General features: G+C 57.8%; 12 protein-coding genes. 4 read left to right on the plus strand and 8 right to left on the minus strand.

Features of this window, described 5'->3' with window-relative positions; translation table 11 throughout:
- Positions 1–5 precede the first annotated feature (5 nt).
- Positions 6–791: an SDR family oxidoreductase gene (locus ASB66_RS10330; protein ID WP_060715939.1), complete on the minus strand. Its 786-nt coding sequence runs from the start codon at positions 789–791 to the stop codon at positions 6–8.
- 282 nt (positions 792–1,073) lie between these two features.
- Here ASB66_RS10330 and ASB66_RS10335 point away from each other — a divergent pair, with 282 nt between their 5' ends.
- The 3 genes from ASB66_RS10335 (at position 1,074) to ASB66_RS10345 (ending at position 5,585) form a co-directional block, all read left to right on the plus strand.
- Positions 1,074–2,735, plus strand: coding sequence for an electron transfer flavoprotein-ubiquinone oxidoreductase (locus tag ASB66_RS10335; RefSeq protein ID WP_060715938.1), 1,662 nt, complete (start codon positions 1,074–1,076; stop codon positions 2,733–2,735).
- Between the two features lie 177 nt (positions 2,736–2,912).
- A complete protein-coding gene (locus tag ASB66_RS10340) occupies positions 2,913–4,016 on the plus strand; it encodes a branched-chain amino acid aminotransferase (RefSeq protein ID WP_114386518.1) in 1,104 nt (367 codons plus the stop codon).
- Between the two features lie 297 nt (positions 4,017–4,313).
- Positions 4,314–5,585 carry an SAM-dependent methyltransferase gene (locus ASB66_RS10345; RefSeq protein ID WP_060715936.1) on the plus strand — a complete coding sequence of 424 codons (1,272 nt, stop codon included), beginning with the start codon at positions 4,314–4,316 and terminating at the stop codon, positions 5,583–5,585.
- A gap of 39 nt (positions 5,586–5,624) precedes the next feature.
- Here ASB66_RS10345 and mgtE read toward each other — a convergent pair whose 3' ends face one another.
- Positions 5,625–7,001, minus strand: a complete 1,377-nt coding sequence (mgtE, locus tag ASB66_RS10350; protein WP_060715935.1) for a magnesium transporter — start codon at positions 6,999–7,001, stop codon at positions 5,625–5,627.
- 498 nt (positions 7,002–7,499) lie between these two features.
- Positions 7,500–8,729, minus strand: a complete 1,230-nt coding sequence (locus ASB66_RS10355; RefSeq protein ID WP_081088852.1) for an MFS transporter — start codon at positions 8,727–8,729, stop codon at positions 7,500–7,502.
- A 390-nt stretch (positions 8,730–9,119) separates the two neighbouring features.
- On the opposite strand from ASB66_RS10355, the gene ASB66_RS10360 reads away from it, so the two are divergent.
- Positions 9,120–10,028: a diacylglycerol/lipid kinase family protein gene (locus ASB66_RS10360; RefSeq protein WP_060715934.1), complete on the plus strand. Its 909-nt coding sequence runs from the start codon at positions 9,120–9,122 to the stop codon at positions 10,026–10,028.
- A gap of 62 nt (positions 10,029–10,090) precedes the next feature.
- Here the strand turns inward: ASB66_RS10360 and ASB66_RS10365 are convergent, their stop codons facing one another.
- From ASB66_RS10365 to ASB66_RS10385, 5 genes are all read right to left on the minus strand, one after another.
- Positions 10,091–11,695, minus strand: coding sequence for an ABC transporter ATP-binding protein (locus ASB66_RS10365; RefSeq protein WP_060715933.1), 1,605 nt, complete (start codon positions 11,693–11,695; stop codon positions 10,091–10,093).
- A gap of 2 nt (positions 11,696–11,697) precedes the next feature.
- On the minus strand, positions 11,698–12,819 hold the full coding sequence (locus tag ASB66_RS10370; protein ID WP_060715932.1) for an ABC transporter permease: 1,122 nt from the start codon (positions 12,817–12,819) through the stop codon (positions 11,698–11,700).
- Positions 12,812–13,735 (minus strand): oligopeptide ABC transporter permease OppB, encoded by a 924-nt coding sequence (gene oppB / locus ASB66_RS10375; RefSeq protein WP_060715931.1) that lies wholly within the window; start codon positions 13,733–13,735, stop codon positions 12,812–12,814. The genes ASB66_RS10370 and oppB overlap by 8 nt, the downstream gene beginning before the upstream one ends.
- A gap of 60 nt (positions 13,736–13,795) precedes the next feature.
- Positions 13,796–15,394: a peptide ABC transporter substrate-binding protein gene (locus ASB66_RS10380; protein ID WP_060715930.1), complete on the minus strand. Its 1,599-nt coding sequence runs from the start codon at positions 15,392–15,394 to the stop codon at positions 13,796–13,798.
- 306 nt (positions 15,395–15,700) lie between these two features.
- Positions 15,701–17,056: a glutamine synthetase family protein gene (locus tag ASB66_RS10385; protein ID WP_060716040.1), complete on the minus strand. Its 1,356-nt coding sequence runs from the start codon at positions 17,054–17,056 to the stop codon at positions 15,701–15,703.
- Between the last annotated feature and the right edge of the window lie 105 nt (positions 17,057–17,161).

Genomic DNA, 17,161 nt, shown 5'->3' on the forward strand with positions numbered 1-17,161 from the left:
TGTGTTCAAAGAGATTTGGCGGCGCCGCCATCGACCCGCAGCATCGTGCCGGTGATGTATGCGGCAGGGACGGAGCAGAGAAAAGCACCTGCGGCGGCAAATTCTTCCACCTTGCCAAGCCGTCCTATGGGGATAGTTTTGATCGAGCTCTCGCGAACTTCTTCCAGTGTTTTACCTTGGCGTTTGGCATTGGCACCGTCCAGCTCGTCGATCCGGTCGGTGTGAATTCTTCCGGGCAGGAGAAGATTGGTGGTGATGCCGAAGGAGGCAATTTCGGAAGACAGCGTCTTGTTCCAGCCGACCAACGCGCCGCGCAACGTATTGGACAGTGCCAGATTGGCAATCGGCTCAATAACGCCAGACGAAGCAACGGTGAGAATGCGCCCGAAGCCCTGCGCCTTCATCTGGGGAACCAGAGCGTTGGTCAGCGTAATGATCCGCACCACCATGGACTGAAAGAAGGTGTGGAGCTTTTCATCGTCCATGTCTTCCACCGTGCCCGGGGTCGGCCCGCCCGTATTGTTGACGAGGATATCGATGCCGCCAAGTTTTGCGGCGATGGCTTCAACGAGCGTGGCGACGAAATCAGTATCCGAGAGATCCGCCACCACATAATCCGCTTTGCCACCAGCTTTGACGATGGCAGCGCAATTGGCCTCAAGCTTGTCTTTTGTGCGTCCGCAGATCAGCACATGCGCGCCTTCGGCGGCCAGTGCATTGGCGATGCCTTGCCCAAGTCCGCGGGATGCGGCGAGAACAACCGCCCGCTTGCCGGAAATGCCGAGATCCATTGTGAATTCCTTTTTGTGAATGAAGATGCGATTTTCACGCGAACCTAACAAGGAGGGCTGCAAAATCAAAGGCACAGAAAGCGATAAGGTCAGATGCCCAGTGCATCATGCATTTCCTGACGTCACAGTAATTGACGTGTACGTAAACGGAAGATATTCTTGAGCCTCATAGCACCTCGCAGGGATTTCACGCCTTGCCCTGTCGCAACCTGGCTCGACAAGCCCGGTTTGATTTGACAAGGAAGAGGTCCATATGGGGAAAAAGCCGAGCGGAGAAAAACGATGAGCGAACAAGAGCTGCCCGAGCGCGAGAGCATGGAATTCGACGTGGTGATTGTCGGTGCGGGGCCTGCGGGTCTTTCGGCTGCCATTCGCCTTAAACAGGTCAATCCCGATCTGACGGTTGTTGTGCTGGAAAAGGGTGCGGAAGTCGGCGCCCATATCCTCTCCGGGGCCGTGGTCGATCCGGTTGGAGTCGATAAGCTTCTTCCCGATTGGCGCAAGGAAGCCGATCATCCGTTCAAGACCGAAGTCACCGCCGATCATTTCCTGTTTCTCGGTCCCGCAGGCTCTATACGCCTGCCAAACGCGCTGATGCCGCCGCTGATGAACAATCACGGCAATTACATCGTCTCGCTTGGTAATGTCTGTCGCTGGCTCGCGGGCCATGCCGAGGCGCTCGGCGTCGAGATCTATCCGGGCTTTGCCGCCACCGAACTGCTTTATAATGAGGCTGGTGCGGTGATTGGTGTTGCCACAGGCGATATGGGGATCGAAAAGAACGGCGAACCCGGATCCAGTTACACGCGCGGCATGGAATTGCTGGGCAAATATGTGCTGATCGGCGAAGGGGTTCGGGGCTCGCTTGCTAAGCAGTTGATCGCCAAGTTTGATCTGTCACGCGATAGCGATGTGCAGAAGTTCGGCCTTGGCATCAAGGAACTGTGGCAGGTCAAGCCTGAGCACCATAAGCCCGGTCTGGTGCAGCACTCGTTCGGCTGGCCACTGGACATGAAAACCGGTGGCGGCTCTTTCCTCTATCATCTGGAGGACAATCTGGTCGCGGTCGGCTTCGTCGTGCATCTGAACTACAAGAATCCCTATCTCTATCCGTTCGAGGAGTTCCAGCGCTTCAAGACCCATCCCGCCATCCGCAACACTTTTGAGGGCGCCAAGCGGATTTCCTATGGCGCACGGGCGATTACTGAAGGCGGCTATCAATCGGTGCCGAAATTGTCCTTCCCCGGTGGGGCGCTGCTGGGCTGTTCGGCGGGCATGGTCAATGTACCGCGCATCAAGGGTAGCCATAATGCTGTGCTGTCGGGGATGATGGCGGCGGAAAAGATTGCCGAGGCAATTGCCGCAGGTCGCGCCAATGATGAACCGGTCGAGATTGAAAACAGCTGGCGTGGCAGCGAAATCGGCACGGATTTGCGACGGGTGCGAAACGTCAAGCCACTGTGGTCGAAACTCGGCACGGTACTCGGCGTGGCGCTGGGCGGGCTGGATATGTGGACCAACCAGCTCCTCGGCTTTTCTGTCTTCGGCACGCTGAAACATGGCAAGACCGATGCTGAGAGCCTTGAACCGGCTGCACAGCATAAGAAGATCGACTACCCCAGGCCCGATGGTGTATTGACCTTCGACCGCCTGTCCTCGGTGTTCCTGTCGAACACCAATCACGAGGAAGACCAGCCGGTGCATCTGAAGGTCAAGGACATGGCCCTGCAGAAGAGCTCCGAGCTTGGCGTTTATGCCGGTCCGTCCAGCCGCTACTGTCCCGCCGGGGTTTATGAATGGGTGGAGAAGGAGGGCGAGCCGAGCTTCGTCATCAATGCCCAGAACTGCGTCCACTGCAAGACCTGCGACATCAAGGACCCGAACCAGAACATCACCTGGGTGCCGCCACAAGGAAGCGAAGGACCGGTTTATCCAAACATGTAATGTTTGGTGGGGCAGTCTGCGCGTCCGTGATATCCTGATCAGGCCGTTGGTTGGATATTTTTTTCAACCGTACCGGTTTGCACTTGAAATGACTTGCGAAAGCTGGTGATCGTCTATACGAAACGTCAATAGGTCAGCAATATTGACCTATTGACTGATTTGAGGAGATCACCTGTCATGTCTGCCGCAACCGCAAAGCCGGAATTCATCGTCAAGCCGAATGCGAACCCCATGCCGGAAGCAGAGCGCCTTGAGGCGTTCCAGAGCCTGGGCTTTGGAACGCTGTTCAGCGACCATATGGCGGTGATCCAGTGGAATGTGGTGAAGGGCTGGCATTCGGCGGAGATTACCGCGCGCGGGCCATTTGCCATCGATCCGGCAGCCGCGGTGCTGCATTACGCCCAGGAAATTTTCGAGGGCATGAAGGCGTATCGGACGGCTGAAGGTCGTGTCGTGCTGTTTCGCCCGGACGAAAATGCCCGCCGTTTTAACGAGTCTGCACGGCGCATGGCGATGCCGGAAATTCCTGAGGAGCTGTTTCTCGAAGCCATTGATAAACTGGTCAAGGCCGATGCGAAGTGGATTCCGGAGGGTGAGGGTAGCCTCTACCTGCGGCCTTTCATGTTCGCCAGCGAAGCGTTTCTGGGCGTGCGCCCGGCACGTGACTATATTTTCTGCGTCATCGCTTCGCCGGTTGGTCCCTATTTCAAGGGCGGCGCCAAGGCGGTGAAGATCTGGGTTTCGGAAAACTACACCCGCGCCGCGCCCGGCGGCACCGGTGCCGCCAAATGCGGCGGCAATTATGCCGCAAGCCTGATTGCCCAGCAGGAAGCGGTCGAGCATGGCTGCGATCAGGTGGCCTTCCTGGATGCTGCCGAGCACAAGTGGCTGGAAGAACTGGGTGGCATGAACGTGTTTTTCGTTATGGACGATGGTTCGCTGGTGACGCCGCCTCTGGGGGGCACGATCCTGCCGGGGATTACCCGCAATTCATTGATCTCTCTCCTCAAAGACCAGGGCATGACAGTGCATGAACGCCCGTATTCCTTCGATGAGTGGCAGGCGGATGCCAAAAGTGGCAAGCTGAAGGAAGCCTTCGCTTGCGGCACGGCGGCTGTGGTGGCCGGCATCGGCGAAGTCAAATTCACCGACGGTGGCTTTGTGATCGGCAATGGCGAGACTGGTCCGACCACCCTGAAAATCCGCGAGCAACTGGTCAATATCCAGCGCGGCAAGAGCAACGATCCGCATGGATGGGTGCGGCGGATCGAAGGCGTCTGATACAAAAGGCCGGGAGTGATCCCGGTCTTTTTAATTATATTCTCAATAGTAAATATGATTTTCTTTTCTATGCTTTGGCATGATTTACTGCGTGACGTGTAATATAAATCGCTACGCATTCTACGGTTGTCTGTAGCTTTTCACATTTTGCGCATAATTTGTTTTTATGGTTTACTTGGTTAGGTACGCAGGTTTCCCTTGCAAGCCAAACAAACTCACGCTTCCTTTGTTCTCGTTTGTCTTTCGGGAAAATCGCATTCACTTTTCCCCGACAGACCTTAAAGGCTGTTGAAGATCATGGCAGTGCATCCCGGAAATGCAGACCGCTTGAAACAACCACCAAGATCCATTTTTAACGCCATTTCGGATTGGGCCTTGGCCTCGGCGCTGTCGCGCATTGTCACCATTGGGTGTCTTGATATTGTGACGGCTAGTGGCAAGACGCTATCATTTGGTGACCGTACGGGTGACCCTGTCACCGTTCGCTTCGCCGATACGGCTGCCCAATGGGCTTTTTTGATCGATGCTGATATGCGGCTGGGCGAGTTCTATATGGATGAGCGGTTCTTTGTCGATCAGGGAACCATGTTCGATTTCGTATCCATGGTGTTGCGGGAGGCGCAAAACGCTACCCATCCACTGATCGCCCGGATTATCGACGATGTGAGGACCCGGTTCAGGATCTTTCGCCATCGCAATCTTCCAGCCAGATCCAAACAGAATGTCGCGCACCATTACGATCTGGATGCACGGCTTTACGAACTCTTCCTAGATGAAGACCGCCAGTATTCCTGCGCCTATTTCGAGCATGATACCCAGAGCCTGGACGACGCCCAGCGCGCCAAGAAAGACCATCTTGCCGCCAAGCTGCGCCTCAAGCCGGGAAACCGTGTGCTCGATATCGGCTGCGGCTGGGGTGGTCTCGCCCTGCATTTGGCCGATAGGGCTGTCGGCGGAGAGGTCGTGGGCGTCACCTTGTCCGAAGAGCAGCTAGCCTATGCGGTGAAGCGGCCCCGCAAGCCTGCCACAGAAGCGGCCAATGTCGATTTCCGGCTGATGGATTATCGCAGCCTGGAAGGGTCGTTCGACCGCATCGTCTCGGTCGGCATGTTCGAGCATGTCGGCCTTGCGGCTTACAGGACGTTTTTCAGCAAATGCAGCGCGCTGCTGGCCAATGACGGCGTGATGGTGCTGCACACGATCGGCTGTTCCGCAACGCCAGGCTTTACCACGCCATGGCTCGACAAATATATCTTCCCCGGCGGCTATATTCCGGCACTGTCAGAGATTGTTCCTGAAATTGAAAAGGCTGGCCTGACGATCACCGATGTCGAGGTGCTGCGCATCCACTATGCCAAAACCTTGCGCCATTGGCGCGACCGCTTCACCGCCCGATGGGCAGACGCAGCCGCTCTCTACGACGACCGCTTCTGCCGGATGTGGGACTATTATCTATCAACCGCCGAAGCCGCCTTCTATCACGAGGATCTCGTTGTCTTCCAGATCCAGATAACCAAGAAAAACAACGTCCTGCCGCTGACCCGGGATTATATTCTGACGGAAAGATAAGGGCGTCGCCCATCGTGGGTATGGGCGACACTTGATTGCTTACAACAGCGTCCCGCTCAAGATCACCAACGCGACGGTGAAATAAATCACCAGTCCGCTGACATCCACCAGCGTCGCCACGGCAGGAGCCGAGGCGCTGGCAGGGTCGAGGCGCAGGCGTTGCAGCAGGAAGGGAAGCATCGAGCCCGCCATCGAGCCGAACGTGACGATGCCGATCAGGGCTGAAAACACGGTGAAGCCGACCAGCAGCCAGTGATCGCCGTAATTATAGAGACCCATGTGCTGCCACAGCGCAATGCGAACGAAACCAACCAGACCGAGAATGGCCCCCAGCGTCATGCCCGTGGGCAATTCCCGGATGGCAACCCGCCACCAGTCGGAAAGCTTCAATTCGCCCACCGCCAGCGCCCGGATAATCAGCGACGTTGCTTGTGAACCGGAATTGCCGCCTGAGCTCATGATCAGCGGGATGAACAGGGTCAGCACCACGGCCTTTTCCAGCTCGCCTTCAAAATATTGCATGGCGCTGGCCGTCAGCATTTCGCCGAGGAACAGGGCAGCGAGCCAGCCGGCCCGCTTCTTGATCATCCCGGCAAAGCCGATCTGCATATAGGGCTTGCCGAGTGCTTCCATGCCGCCGAATTTCTGGGCGTCTTCGGTCGTGTCGGCAATCATCGTATCGATCACGTCATCGACGGTGACAATGCCCAGCATCTGACCTGTATCGTTGGTGACGGGCAGGGCCAGCAGATTGTTGCGGCGGATCAGGCGAGCCACTTCTTCCTGCGTCATCAACGGGCCTGCATGCACAACGCCATGACATTGGGCGACCGACAGAATGGAGGCTTCTGGCTCTACGGTGATCAGCCGCCGCAGCGTGACCACGGCAATAAGCGTCCGGGTGATACGGTCCAGCACATAAATCGCATAGACGGTCTCGCTAGCATTTTCGACCATCCTTACATGCGCCAGTGTTTCGGCCACCGTGAAATCATCGGGAACGCTGACGAATTCCGTTGTCATGATCGATCCAGCGGTGCGCTGCGGATAGGCCATCAGATGTTCGACGGCATGGGCCGTGGCCGCATCAAGCCGCGAGAAGATCACCATGCGGCAGCGGTCGTCCATCGCCTGGAAAATGTCGGCGACCCGGTCGTGGGCAGTGGCTTTCAGCAGGCGCACGGCGGTATCGACCGGCAGGGCCGCAATGATGTCGGCAGCATGCACCAGTTCGGGGCGGGCAATGACGCGCAGCGCCTTTGGCTGCGGCAGGCTTGCCAGCATGGCGGCGGCTTCGGAATTGTCGAGCGCGTTGAGCTGTTCAATCCGGTCCGTAACGGTCACGACATTAAGGCTGTCGTTGAGAAGGTGGCGGGCAGCATGACCGGCCCGCAGAGGAAGGCGTTGGATATTCATTGTGCTTGCCTTTCCGTCGATCCGCCGTAGCGCAACCGACCGGCAAGCTGACGGAACCGTCAGAGCAGGGCGACCGCGTACGGCATGGACAATCGACTGCTACTGTCGCTTGGCATCTTATCGATGACTCCGTTGAAATCCGTGCGGAAAGCTCCCGCCCGTTGATATTAGCTGCGCCTCTGCCTGCGCAAAGTCAAGAGGGGGATGGTGGCTCAAACCGGGGCGAAAGCGTGCGACGTACTACACAAATCGGTGATTGCCGGCTCTGTCTGGATATAGGCGTCATCTCGATGTTTATTTCGCTATCCCGTTGTCCGGCGCGTGCAGAAATTTCTGAGGTGATGCAAGGACTTGCTCAATAAATTTCACCGTGGCTTTCGAAGGGGAAAACCGGTGGGCGCAGCACTCACGCTCAGTTAACCATGCATACAAAACACACTCAAGACCCGCTGCTGGCACGGGCCGGTAACGTGCTTTCTGTGCTTGTTTAAGGAGCGGTCAGGACGCTGATCGGCGCTGTAGCGCAACCGAGATCAGGAAGACCACGAGGCCGAGGAGCGACAGGACTGCGCCGACATAGCCCGTTGCGCCATAGCCATAACCGGCGGAAATCACCATGCCACCCAGCCAGGCGCCCAGCGCATTGGCAATATTGAAGGCCGAGTGGTTCGATGCCGCCGCCAGCGTCTGGGCGTCGGCTGCGACATCCATCAGTCTCGTCTGCACGGCGGGACAGGCGGCGAAACCGCAGCCGGTCAGGAAGACGCAGATGCACAGCATAACCGGATTGGCGGCTGTCAGCGAAAAGATCGTCATCAGCACGACGTTGAAGGCCAGCATGCCGCCGATTGTGCCGTTCAGCGAGTAATCGGCCATGCGTGAGCCGACGACATTGCCGACATTCATGCCGATGCCGAACAGCGCCAGCACGACGGCAATCATCGATGCGGGCATCCCGGCGGTGTCGGTGGTGGTCTTGGCGATATAGCTGAAGATCGAGAACATGCCACCAAAGCCGACCGCGGCGACAGCAAGCGACAACCAGACTTGCAACCGACCGAAAGCGCCGAGTTCGCGGCGAATGCTGGCACCTTCTGCTACCGTGTCCTTACGCAGGTTGAACGCGATCAGCACCGCCGTCAGCGCGGCAATTGCCCCGACCAGCATGAAGGCGGCCCGCCAGCTCATCATCTGGCCAAGGAAGGTGGCAAATGGCGTGCCGATCAGCGTCGCAATGGTCAGGCCCAGCATGACGCGGCCAACGGCGCGCGCCCGCTTGTGCGGCTCGACCATCGATGCGGCCACCAGGGCGGCAACGCCGAAATAGGCGCCATGCGGCAGGCCGGTGATGAAACGCAGGACAGTGAAACTCAGAAAGCCCGGGGCCATTGCACTGGTGATATTGCCAAGAGCAAACAGGCCCATCAGCATCAGTAGCAATGTCTTGCGTGGCAGCTTTGCCGCCAGCGCGGCAATGATCGGCGCTCCGACGACCACGCCCAATGCATAGGCGCTGATCACGCGTCCCGCCTCGGGTACGCTGACGGAATAGGTCTGCGCCACTTCAGGCAGGAGGCCCATGATGGCGAACTCGCCGGTGCCGATGCCAAACCCACCAACGGCCAGCGCAAATTCAATCAACAGGACGGTGCGCGGCGACAGGGCAGCTTCGGTCCGGACCGGACTTGGCCTGACAGGCGAGGGGGCAAAGCGGATCGTATCGTTCATAAAATCATCCCGGCACCGGAGCAAGGCTGGTGCTGTTCAATAGAAAAGGCAGCAGGGAAGACTGCTCGAAGCAGCTGAGTCGCGAAGTAACGCATTTGGCGTACCCATCATGAAGTTGCTAACCTTGTGGCGTTCATGCGCGAAGCAAGACGGCGAAGGTCGCAAACCTGCGGACGGGATAGTCAAACGTTATGACCTTACCTTTAACATGCATGTGTGCATTGCGGTAGAATGATAATGATCATCTTGATCTTTTCGGGTGCACACCCGATTTGCAACACACGCATGCAACATAATCGGCGGCGGACCGTTAAAATGCGTTGTCGTGCGGTTTCAACGTAAGGCACACCAGTCTGAAACTGGGCGTCGGTCAAAAGGAGCAGCGCGGGAATGAAAATCAAGGCCGTTTTCAATCGGGAGGGTGGGACCTTTCGCACCACCGACATGGATGCCTACTGCACGCGCGCTGAGCAAATCTTTCGCGATGCCGGTCATGAGATCGAAACCATGGCCGTTGATGGCCGTGATATCGTCAAAACCCTCGAGGCCGCTGCACAGCAGGGGTATGACGCGCTGATCGCCGGTGGCGGCGACGGGACCATATCGGCGGCCGCCGGCATTGCTTGGAAAGCCGGTCTGCCGCTCGGCGTCGTGCCCGCTGGAACGATGAACCTGTTTGCACGCTCGCTGAAACTGCCACTCGATATCTGGCAGGTTCTGGAGGTGCTGGCATCGGCGCAGGTTCAATCCGTTGACATCGCCACCGCCAATGGGCAGCCGTATGTCCACCAGTTCTCCGCTGGTCTGCACGCCCGCATGGTCCGCCTTCGCAACCGGATGGACTATGCCTCGCGCTTTGGCAAAATGCGGGCCAGTACCAGTGCGGCGATCAGCGTGATGTTCAATCCGCCTCGCTTCGACGTCGTCTTCGATATCGACGCCGATGGACGCCAGGATAGCAAGGAAGTGTCCGCCGTTTCGGTCTGCAACAACCCGGTTGGAACAAATCCATTGTTTTATGCCGATGATATCACCACCGGGCAACTCGGCATTTATCTTGCTGCCCCACTCGATTCGGTCGGATTGGTGGGGTTGGCGATTGATATTCTGCGCGGCAAGCTCACGGAAAACCAGGCCGTCACGTCGGCCACCTCACAAATCGTCAAGTTGCATTTCCCAAAACATCGCCACGGTGTCGCCTGCGTGATTGATGGAGAACTGCTGCACATGCCCCGAGACGTGGAGATCAAAATCCATCCAGGCGAACTGAAGGTCTTGGCACCAGCCCTTCCGGCCTAGTGCACCTCATAGAAACCCCCGGACGAGCCGGGCGTTGAAACTGTCATACTTTTATCAAAGCTTTAATGCGTAAACGCAGCCGCAATCAGGGCCTTGGTGTAATCTTCCGCCGGGCTTTCGAAAATGTCGTCCGTCGGCCCTTCCTCAACGATTTTGCCGTTTTTCATCACGATCACATGGTCGGAAATCGCCTTGATCACCGACAGATCGTGGCTGATGAACACGTAGGACAGGTCATGCTTCTGTTGCAGGTCGCGCAATAGCTCAATCACTTGCCGCTGCACGGAGCGGTCCAGCGCCGAGGTCGGTTCATCTAGGATCACCACTTTCGGCTTGAGGATCATCGAGCGGGCGATGGCGATGCGCTGACGCTGGCCGCCGGAAAATTCATGCGGATAGCGGTTGCGCGAGGCCGGATCGAGGCCAACTTCCTTCAAGGCGGCAATGGCGCGCTTGTCGCGCTCCGCCTTGCTAAGATCAGGCTCGTGCACGTAAAGCCCTTCGGTGATGATCTCGCCAACCGTCTGGCGTGGCGAGAGCGAGCCGTAGGGGTCTTGGAAAACCAACTGCAATTGTCGGCGGAAGGGACGCATCCCGGCGCGGTCGAGGCCGGAAATATCCGTTGTTTCGAAGCTGAACCGGCCATCGGCGGAGAGCAGCTTCAGCAGCGCCCGACCCAACGTTGATTTGCCCGAACCGGATTCACCGACGATGCCGATGGTCTGGCCCTGACGAAGCTTCAGATTGACATGATCGACGGCGCGGAACTTTCGATTGCCCTTGAATAGGATGCCGGAGCTGATGTTGAAATCCACCACGACATTGCGGCCTTCGAGAATGACCGGCGCATCGGAGGGCGGTGCCACTTTGGAGCCTGAGGGCTCGGCGGCCAGCAGCATCTTGGTGTAATCAGCCTGGGGGCGCTCAAAAATATCGTCACGGCTGCCCTGTTCGACAATTTCGCCGCGCCGCATCACCGCCACTCGGTCGGCAACATGCTTGACCACACCGAGGTCGTGGGTGATCAGCACGATGGCCATGCCGAAGCGTTTTTGCAGATCGGCGAGAAGATCGAGGATCTGCGCCTGGATCGTTACGTCCAGCGCCGTGGTTGGCTCGTCGGCGATCAGCAGGTCCGGCTCGTTGGCGAGCGCCATGGCGATCATCACGCGCTGGCGCTGGCCACCGGACAATTCATGCGGATAGCTGTCGATCCGCCGCTCCGGTTCCGGGATGCCGACCAGCTTCAGCAGTTCCAGCACGCGGGCGCGCGCCTTCGACCGGCTCATGCGGCGGTGAAAAATCAACGGCTCGGAAATCTGCTTGCCGACCGTGTAGAGCGGATCGAGCGAGGTCATCGGTTCCTGAAAGATCATGGTGATCTTCGAGCCGCGCACGTCGTTCAGCGTCGAGATGCTGGCGCCTGCCAGCTCTGTTTCGCCGTAGCGGGCTGAACCGGCGACCTGTCCATTCGAGGCCAGCAGTCCCATAATGCCCATCATCGTCTGGCTTTTGCCGGAGCCGGATTCACCGACGATGGCCAGCGTCTCGCCTTTCTTGACATCGAAGGAGATGCCTTTGACGGCATTCACCTCGCCATCGGGCGTGGTGAAGGTGACCTTCAGGTCCTTGACGGTCAGTACCGTCTGGTTTTCGGTCTTGTCCATGCTTATCGGTCCTTGGGATCAAGCGCATCGCGCAGCCCGTCGCCTACGAAATTGAGCGAAAACAGGGTGACGACGAAGAAAGTGGCCGGGAATATCAGCAGCCATGGCGTGTTTTGAATGTTTTGCGCGCCATCCGAAATCAAGGTTCCCCAGCTGGCCAATGGGGCCTGTACACCAAGGCCGAGGAAGGAAAGGAAGCTTTCGGTGAGGATCACCTGCGGCACCACCACGGTGACGAAGACGATAACCGGGCCAATGGTGTTGGGAATGATATGGCGGCGAATGATCTGCCAATCCGTCAAGCCCAGAGCCTCTGCCGCGCCGACGAATTCACGCCGTTTCAACGACAGGGTCTGACCGCGGACGATCCGGGCCATTTCCAGCCATTGTACGGCGCCGATCACCAGGAACATCAGCAGGATGGAGCGGCCGAAAAACACCACCATCACCACGACGAGAAACACGAAGGGCAGCGAGTAAAGGATTTCGACGATGCGCATCATCACATTGTCAACTCGTCCGCCAAGATAGCCGGAGGTTGCCCCATAGATCACCCCGATACCGAGGGAAACGAGGCTGGCGGCAATACCGACGGCAATCGAGATCTGTCCGCCCAGCATGACACGAACCATCAGATCGCGGCCATTGCTGTCGGTGCCGAAGAAGAAATATTCTTGGCTGACACGTCCGCTTAACGTCATGGAAAGCTGGTCGGGCGTGGTCTCAGTGACGCGGGTGTCATGAAATTCGTTGACCCGGTCGAAATAGCGGATTGTCCGTGGATCGACGGGCTTGTCAGAGGAGATTTTGGCAGTAAACGTGCCGCTTTCCACCGTAAAACTGTCCAGTTTCAGCCGCGCCCGTGTCGCAGCACTTTCCGCTACCTGTTGAAGAGAAGCAGGGTCGGGAAAGGGTTTTAGGCTCGGAGGCACCGAAACATAGGAGGAAAACACCTGGTCATAGCTGTGGCTGCTGAACAAAGGCCCGGCAAAAGAGAACAGGGCAATGAGCAACAGGATCACACAGCCGCCCATGGCTGCTTTGTTGCGGCGGAACCGCAGGAGTGCCAACTGGCCCAGGCTGCGGCCTTCAATCGAAGGGGAGGTGATGGTAGTATCAGTCATGGCGGACCCTCGGATCGAGCAGGCCGTAGGCGATGTCAACAAGCAGATTGAAGACGATCACGAAGATCGAAACCAGCAGAACGGTTGCCATCACCAGCGGATAGTCCCGGTTCAGGGCGCCGATGACAAAGAAACGTCCGACGCCCGGGATGGTGAAAATGCTCTCGACCACGGCTGAGCCGGTTAAAAGAGCCGCGGCTGCCGGCGCGAGATAGGAAATAACCGGCAGCAGCGCGCCGCGCATGGCATGGGTTATGATGACCGTGCGCGATGGCAGGCCGTAGGCGCGGGCCGTGCGGATATGGTCGGTATGCAAGGCTTCGATCATCGAGCCGCGGGTAAGGCGGGCGATAATGGCGACTTGTGGCAGGGCCAGTACGGTAATCGGCAGCGCCAGATAATAGAGCGAGCCATCACCCCAGCCACCGGCGGGAAGCCATGACAGCATGAGGGCGAAAATCAGCGTCAACACTGGCCCGACCACGAAATTCGGCACGGTAATGCCAATCGTCGCAAAGGACATGACCGTAAAATCGATCCAGCCGTTTTGGCGAAGCGCGGCGATTGTTCCCAGAATGACGCCTAAAATCAGCGCGATAATCAGCGCGGTGCCGCCAAGCTTGATAGAATAGGGAAGCGCCTGCGAAATCAACTGGGCAACGGTATTGTCCTTGTAGACGAAGCTCGGACCAAAATCCCCTTGGAAGGCATTGGCGAGATAATGCAGATATTGCTTCCACAAGGGATCGTTGAGGTGGAATGTCGCGATGATATTTTCCATGGTTTGCGGCGGCAATGGCCGTTCAAGGCTGAACGGTCCACCCGGCGCAAAGCGCATCAGGAAAAATGAAATGGTCACGACGATAAAGATCGTCGGTATCGCGCTCATCAGTCGGCGCAGAACAAAGTTGATCATGGTCAAATAGCAGACGCGCGGCCAGACCTTTCGGTCCCCGCGCGTCGCTCTCCTTTGAGGTTACTTGGACAGGCTCAGATACTTGGAGAGGTGCCAATCAACACCGCTGTCGCCCCAGCCCTGTACCTTTTCAGAAACCATCCACAGATTGGACCGGAAATAAAGCGGCATGATCGGCTGGTCCTTCACCTGAATGGCTTCAGCCTGTTTCATCAGCTCCATGCGCTTGGCCGGATCTGTTTCCTTATAGGATTTCGCCATCAGCGCGTCGAATTCCGGGTTGTTCCAATGCGGATAATTGAAGGTCTTGTTGTCGCTGATTTGCAGCGCCAGGAAGTTTTCCGGGTCGGCGTAGTCGGCAGCCCAGGCCGCACGGGCAACGTTGAACTTGCCGCCTTCCTGCAAGTAGGAGTAATGCGAGGCCACATCGAGATTGGTCAGCTTGACCGTGGCGCCAAAGGTGGTCTTCCACATATCGGCAATGGCGGTTGCCAGCCGTTCGTGGTCCGCATTGGTGTTATAGCGAATTTCGATGTTGAGGGGCTTGCCGCCCTTGCCGTAACCGGCCTCTTTCATCAATTCAACGGCCTTGTCCTCGCGGTCGATCTGCGAAAGCTTGGCAAATTCAGGCTGTGGGCCGGCACCATAGCCTTCCATGCCCGGCGGCACAAAGCTATAGGCCGGGATCACGGCGCCAGAGCGAATGTCATTGGCAACGAAATCACGATCAACGGCCATGGACAGAGCCTGGCGGACCCGCACGTCGCTATAGGGGGCTTCGCGGGTGTCGAAAGCATAGTATTCTGTCGCGAGCGACGGCGTTGCATGAACCTGAGAGCCGAAGGACGCCTTGAGGCGTTTCAACTGGTCGAGTGGCAGGCCATAGCTGACATCCAGTTCCTTGGCTTCATAGCGACGCTGCGCTGCGGCCTGGTCGTCGATCGGGTAAAAGATCACCTTGTCGAGCTTGACGTTTTTCGCATCCCAGTAATTTTCATTCTTGACGACGGTCAGGCTGTCATTCGGCACATGGGCTTGCAGCTTGAAGGCGCCGTTCGAAACCATGTTGCCGGGCTTGACGAACTGCTCGCCGAACTTTTCGTAATTGGCCTTGCTGATCGGCAGCGAGGTGTAGTGCGTCATCAGCTGCAGGAAGAAGGGGGTCGACTGTTCCAGCGTGATTTCCAGCGTGTGATCGTCGACGGCTTTGACGCCGAGATGTTCGGGCGGCAATTCACCCTTGTTGACCTTCTGGGCATTTTTGATCGGATAGAGAATATTGGCATATTCGGCGGCTGTCTTCGGATTTTCCTCACGCTGAAGCGAGAAGACGAAATCGCCAGCCGTTAGCGCAGAGCCGTCAGACCACTTGGCATCCTTGCGGAGGTTGAATGTATAGACCGTGCCATCCGTCGAGATTTTCCAGCTTTCGGCCACGCCTGGCTGGATTTTGCCCGCATTGTCAAACACAACGAGACCTTCGTAGAGGTCCTGCATGATGTGACCTTCGATGTCTATCGAGATATGGGCCGGATCGAGCGACTTGGGTTCGGCACCATTGCCGCGCCGAAGCACCGCTTCCGCCAATGCACTGCTTGCACCAAACAGCAGGGAACCTGCCAGCACTGCCGTTGCCAATCTGATTTTCATCTGGGTCATTCTTGTTGTCTCCGCGCCCGTGGGGAATTCGTTCGGTTGTTGACCAAATGGTAAAATTGCCCAAAAAACAAGCCCTGCCTTCAAAAAAACATTGTCGGTTTCTGACAACAGGCACTTTGTGCTCAAAAGGCAAAATGTTTTCCACAGTCTAGCCCGGCCTCCCCAGGATTTCAGGGGAAGTTGGTGCTCCATTCTGTGTGTTAGCAGTATTTTAGTATTTTATTATAGGGATTGCGATCTCAGTGGGATCACATTTCGCTGAGCGATTCTGCTGACGCGAGGTCCAAAGAGGACGGGCCGCGCCTTTTACAGGCGCGGCAGATAGGTCCGGTAATCGAAATCCGACACGGTGCGCAGGTATGTGATCGCTTCCTTGCGCTTGGTGTCACCATAGAGCTGGCGATACTCACGACCAAACATATCCGCGATGAAATCAGACGTGCGGAAGGCATCGACTGCGGTCAGGAAGTCATGGGTTAGCAGGTCCGGGCTGGTGGCTGGCGCATCAGGCATGGTGACTGGGCCGGGATCGAGATCGGCCTCCAGCCCCTTCAACATGCCGCCGAGAATGGCGGCGAGCAGCAGATGCGGATTGGCGTCGGCGCCTGCCACCCGGTGCTCGATCCGTGCTGCCGGACCGTCTTTATCTGGAATGCGAATCGCGGTGCCGCGATGGCCAAAACCCCAGTCGATCCGGTCGGGCGCAAAGGAGCCGGGCTGGAAACGGCGGTAGGAATTGGCAAAAGGCGCAAAAATCAGCTGTGCTTCCCGCATGGTCTGCAACAGGCCCGCCGTCACCGATTTCAGCTTGACCGGTTCGCCACCCTTGGCGTCGAGAATATTGCGACCCTCGGCATCAATAATGCTGACATGCACATGCAGGCCGGAGCCTGCCTGGTCGCCATAGGGCTTGGCCATGCAGGTGGATTTCAACCCGTGGCGACGGGCGGCAAATTCGGCGACGCGCTTCAGATAGATACAGTCATCCGCCGCCGCCATGGCGTCGGGCCGGTGCAGAAGATTGACCTCGAACTGGCCGGGGCCGAATTCTGCCGTCGTCGCATCGGCGGGCAGGCCCATGGCATCGGCATAGGCACGCACGGTGGCGAGATAATCCTCCATCGCTCCGGTTGCCCGCATGTCATACAGCTGAAAGCCGTTCGGCTCGCCGCGATAGGTCAGCGCCTTGGGCGGCATGGGCCGCCCGGTTTCGCGCCAATCATCCTCCATCACGTAAAATTCCAGCTCGGTCGCTACGACCGGGGTCAGACCCAAGGTCGAAAACCGCTCCAGCACCCGGGCCAAAATGGCGCGCGGGCAGACGAAGTGCGGCTGGCCCTCCAGGGTATGCATAGTGGCAAGCACCTGTCTGGAGCCTGATGGTGCCCAGGGCATGGGGCTAAGCGAACGCTTGTCGGGAATGCACAGGCCATCGGGATCGCCCAAGGTCAGCGAAATGCCGGTCAGGTCGTCATTATCATCGCCCCAGATATCCAGCGACTGGGTGGAAGCGGGCAGGCGGACGCTGTTTTTCCAGACCTTATCCTCGGCACTGAGCGGGATCATCTTGCCGCGCAGATCGCCGTTCATGCCCACCAGCAGGATTTCGATCCGGGCCTGCGGGTCGGGAGCGGTGCTGGTGGAGGCGTCGATCTGGGTCATGGCGGGCTTTCGAAAGAGGTCTGCCAGCCCTTGGCGGTTCTTGCCAAAGCTGGGGCATATCGTCATGGTCGTAGCGGATAAATTGTCGCCTTTCAATGCGACACC

The sequence above is a fragment of the Gillisella vitis genome, assembly GCF_001541345.2.
GTDB classification, from domain to species: Bacteria; Pseudomonadota; Alphaproteobacteria; order Rhizobiales; family Rhizobiaceae; genus Allorhizobium; species Allorhizobium vitis.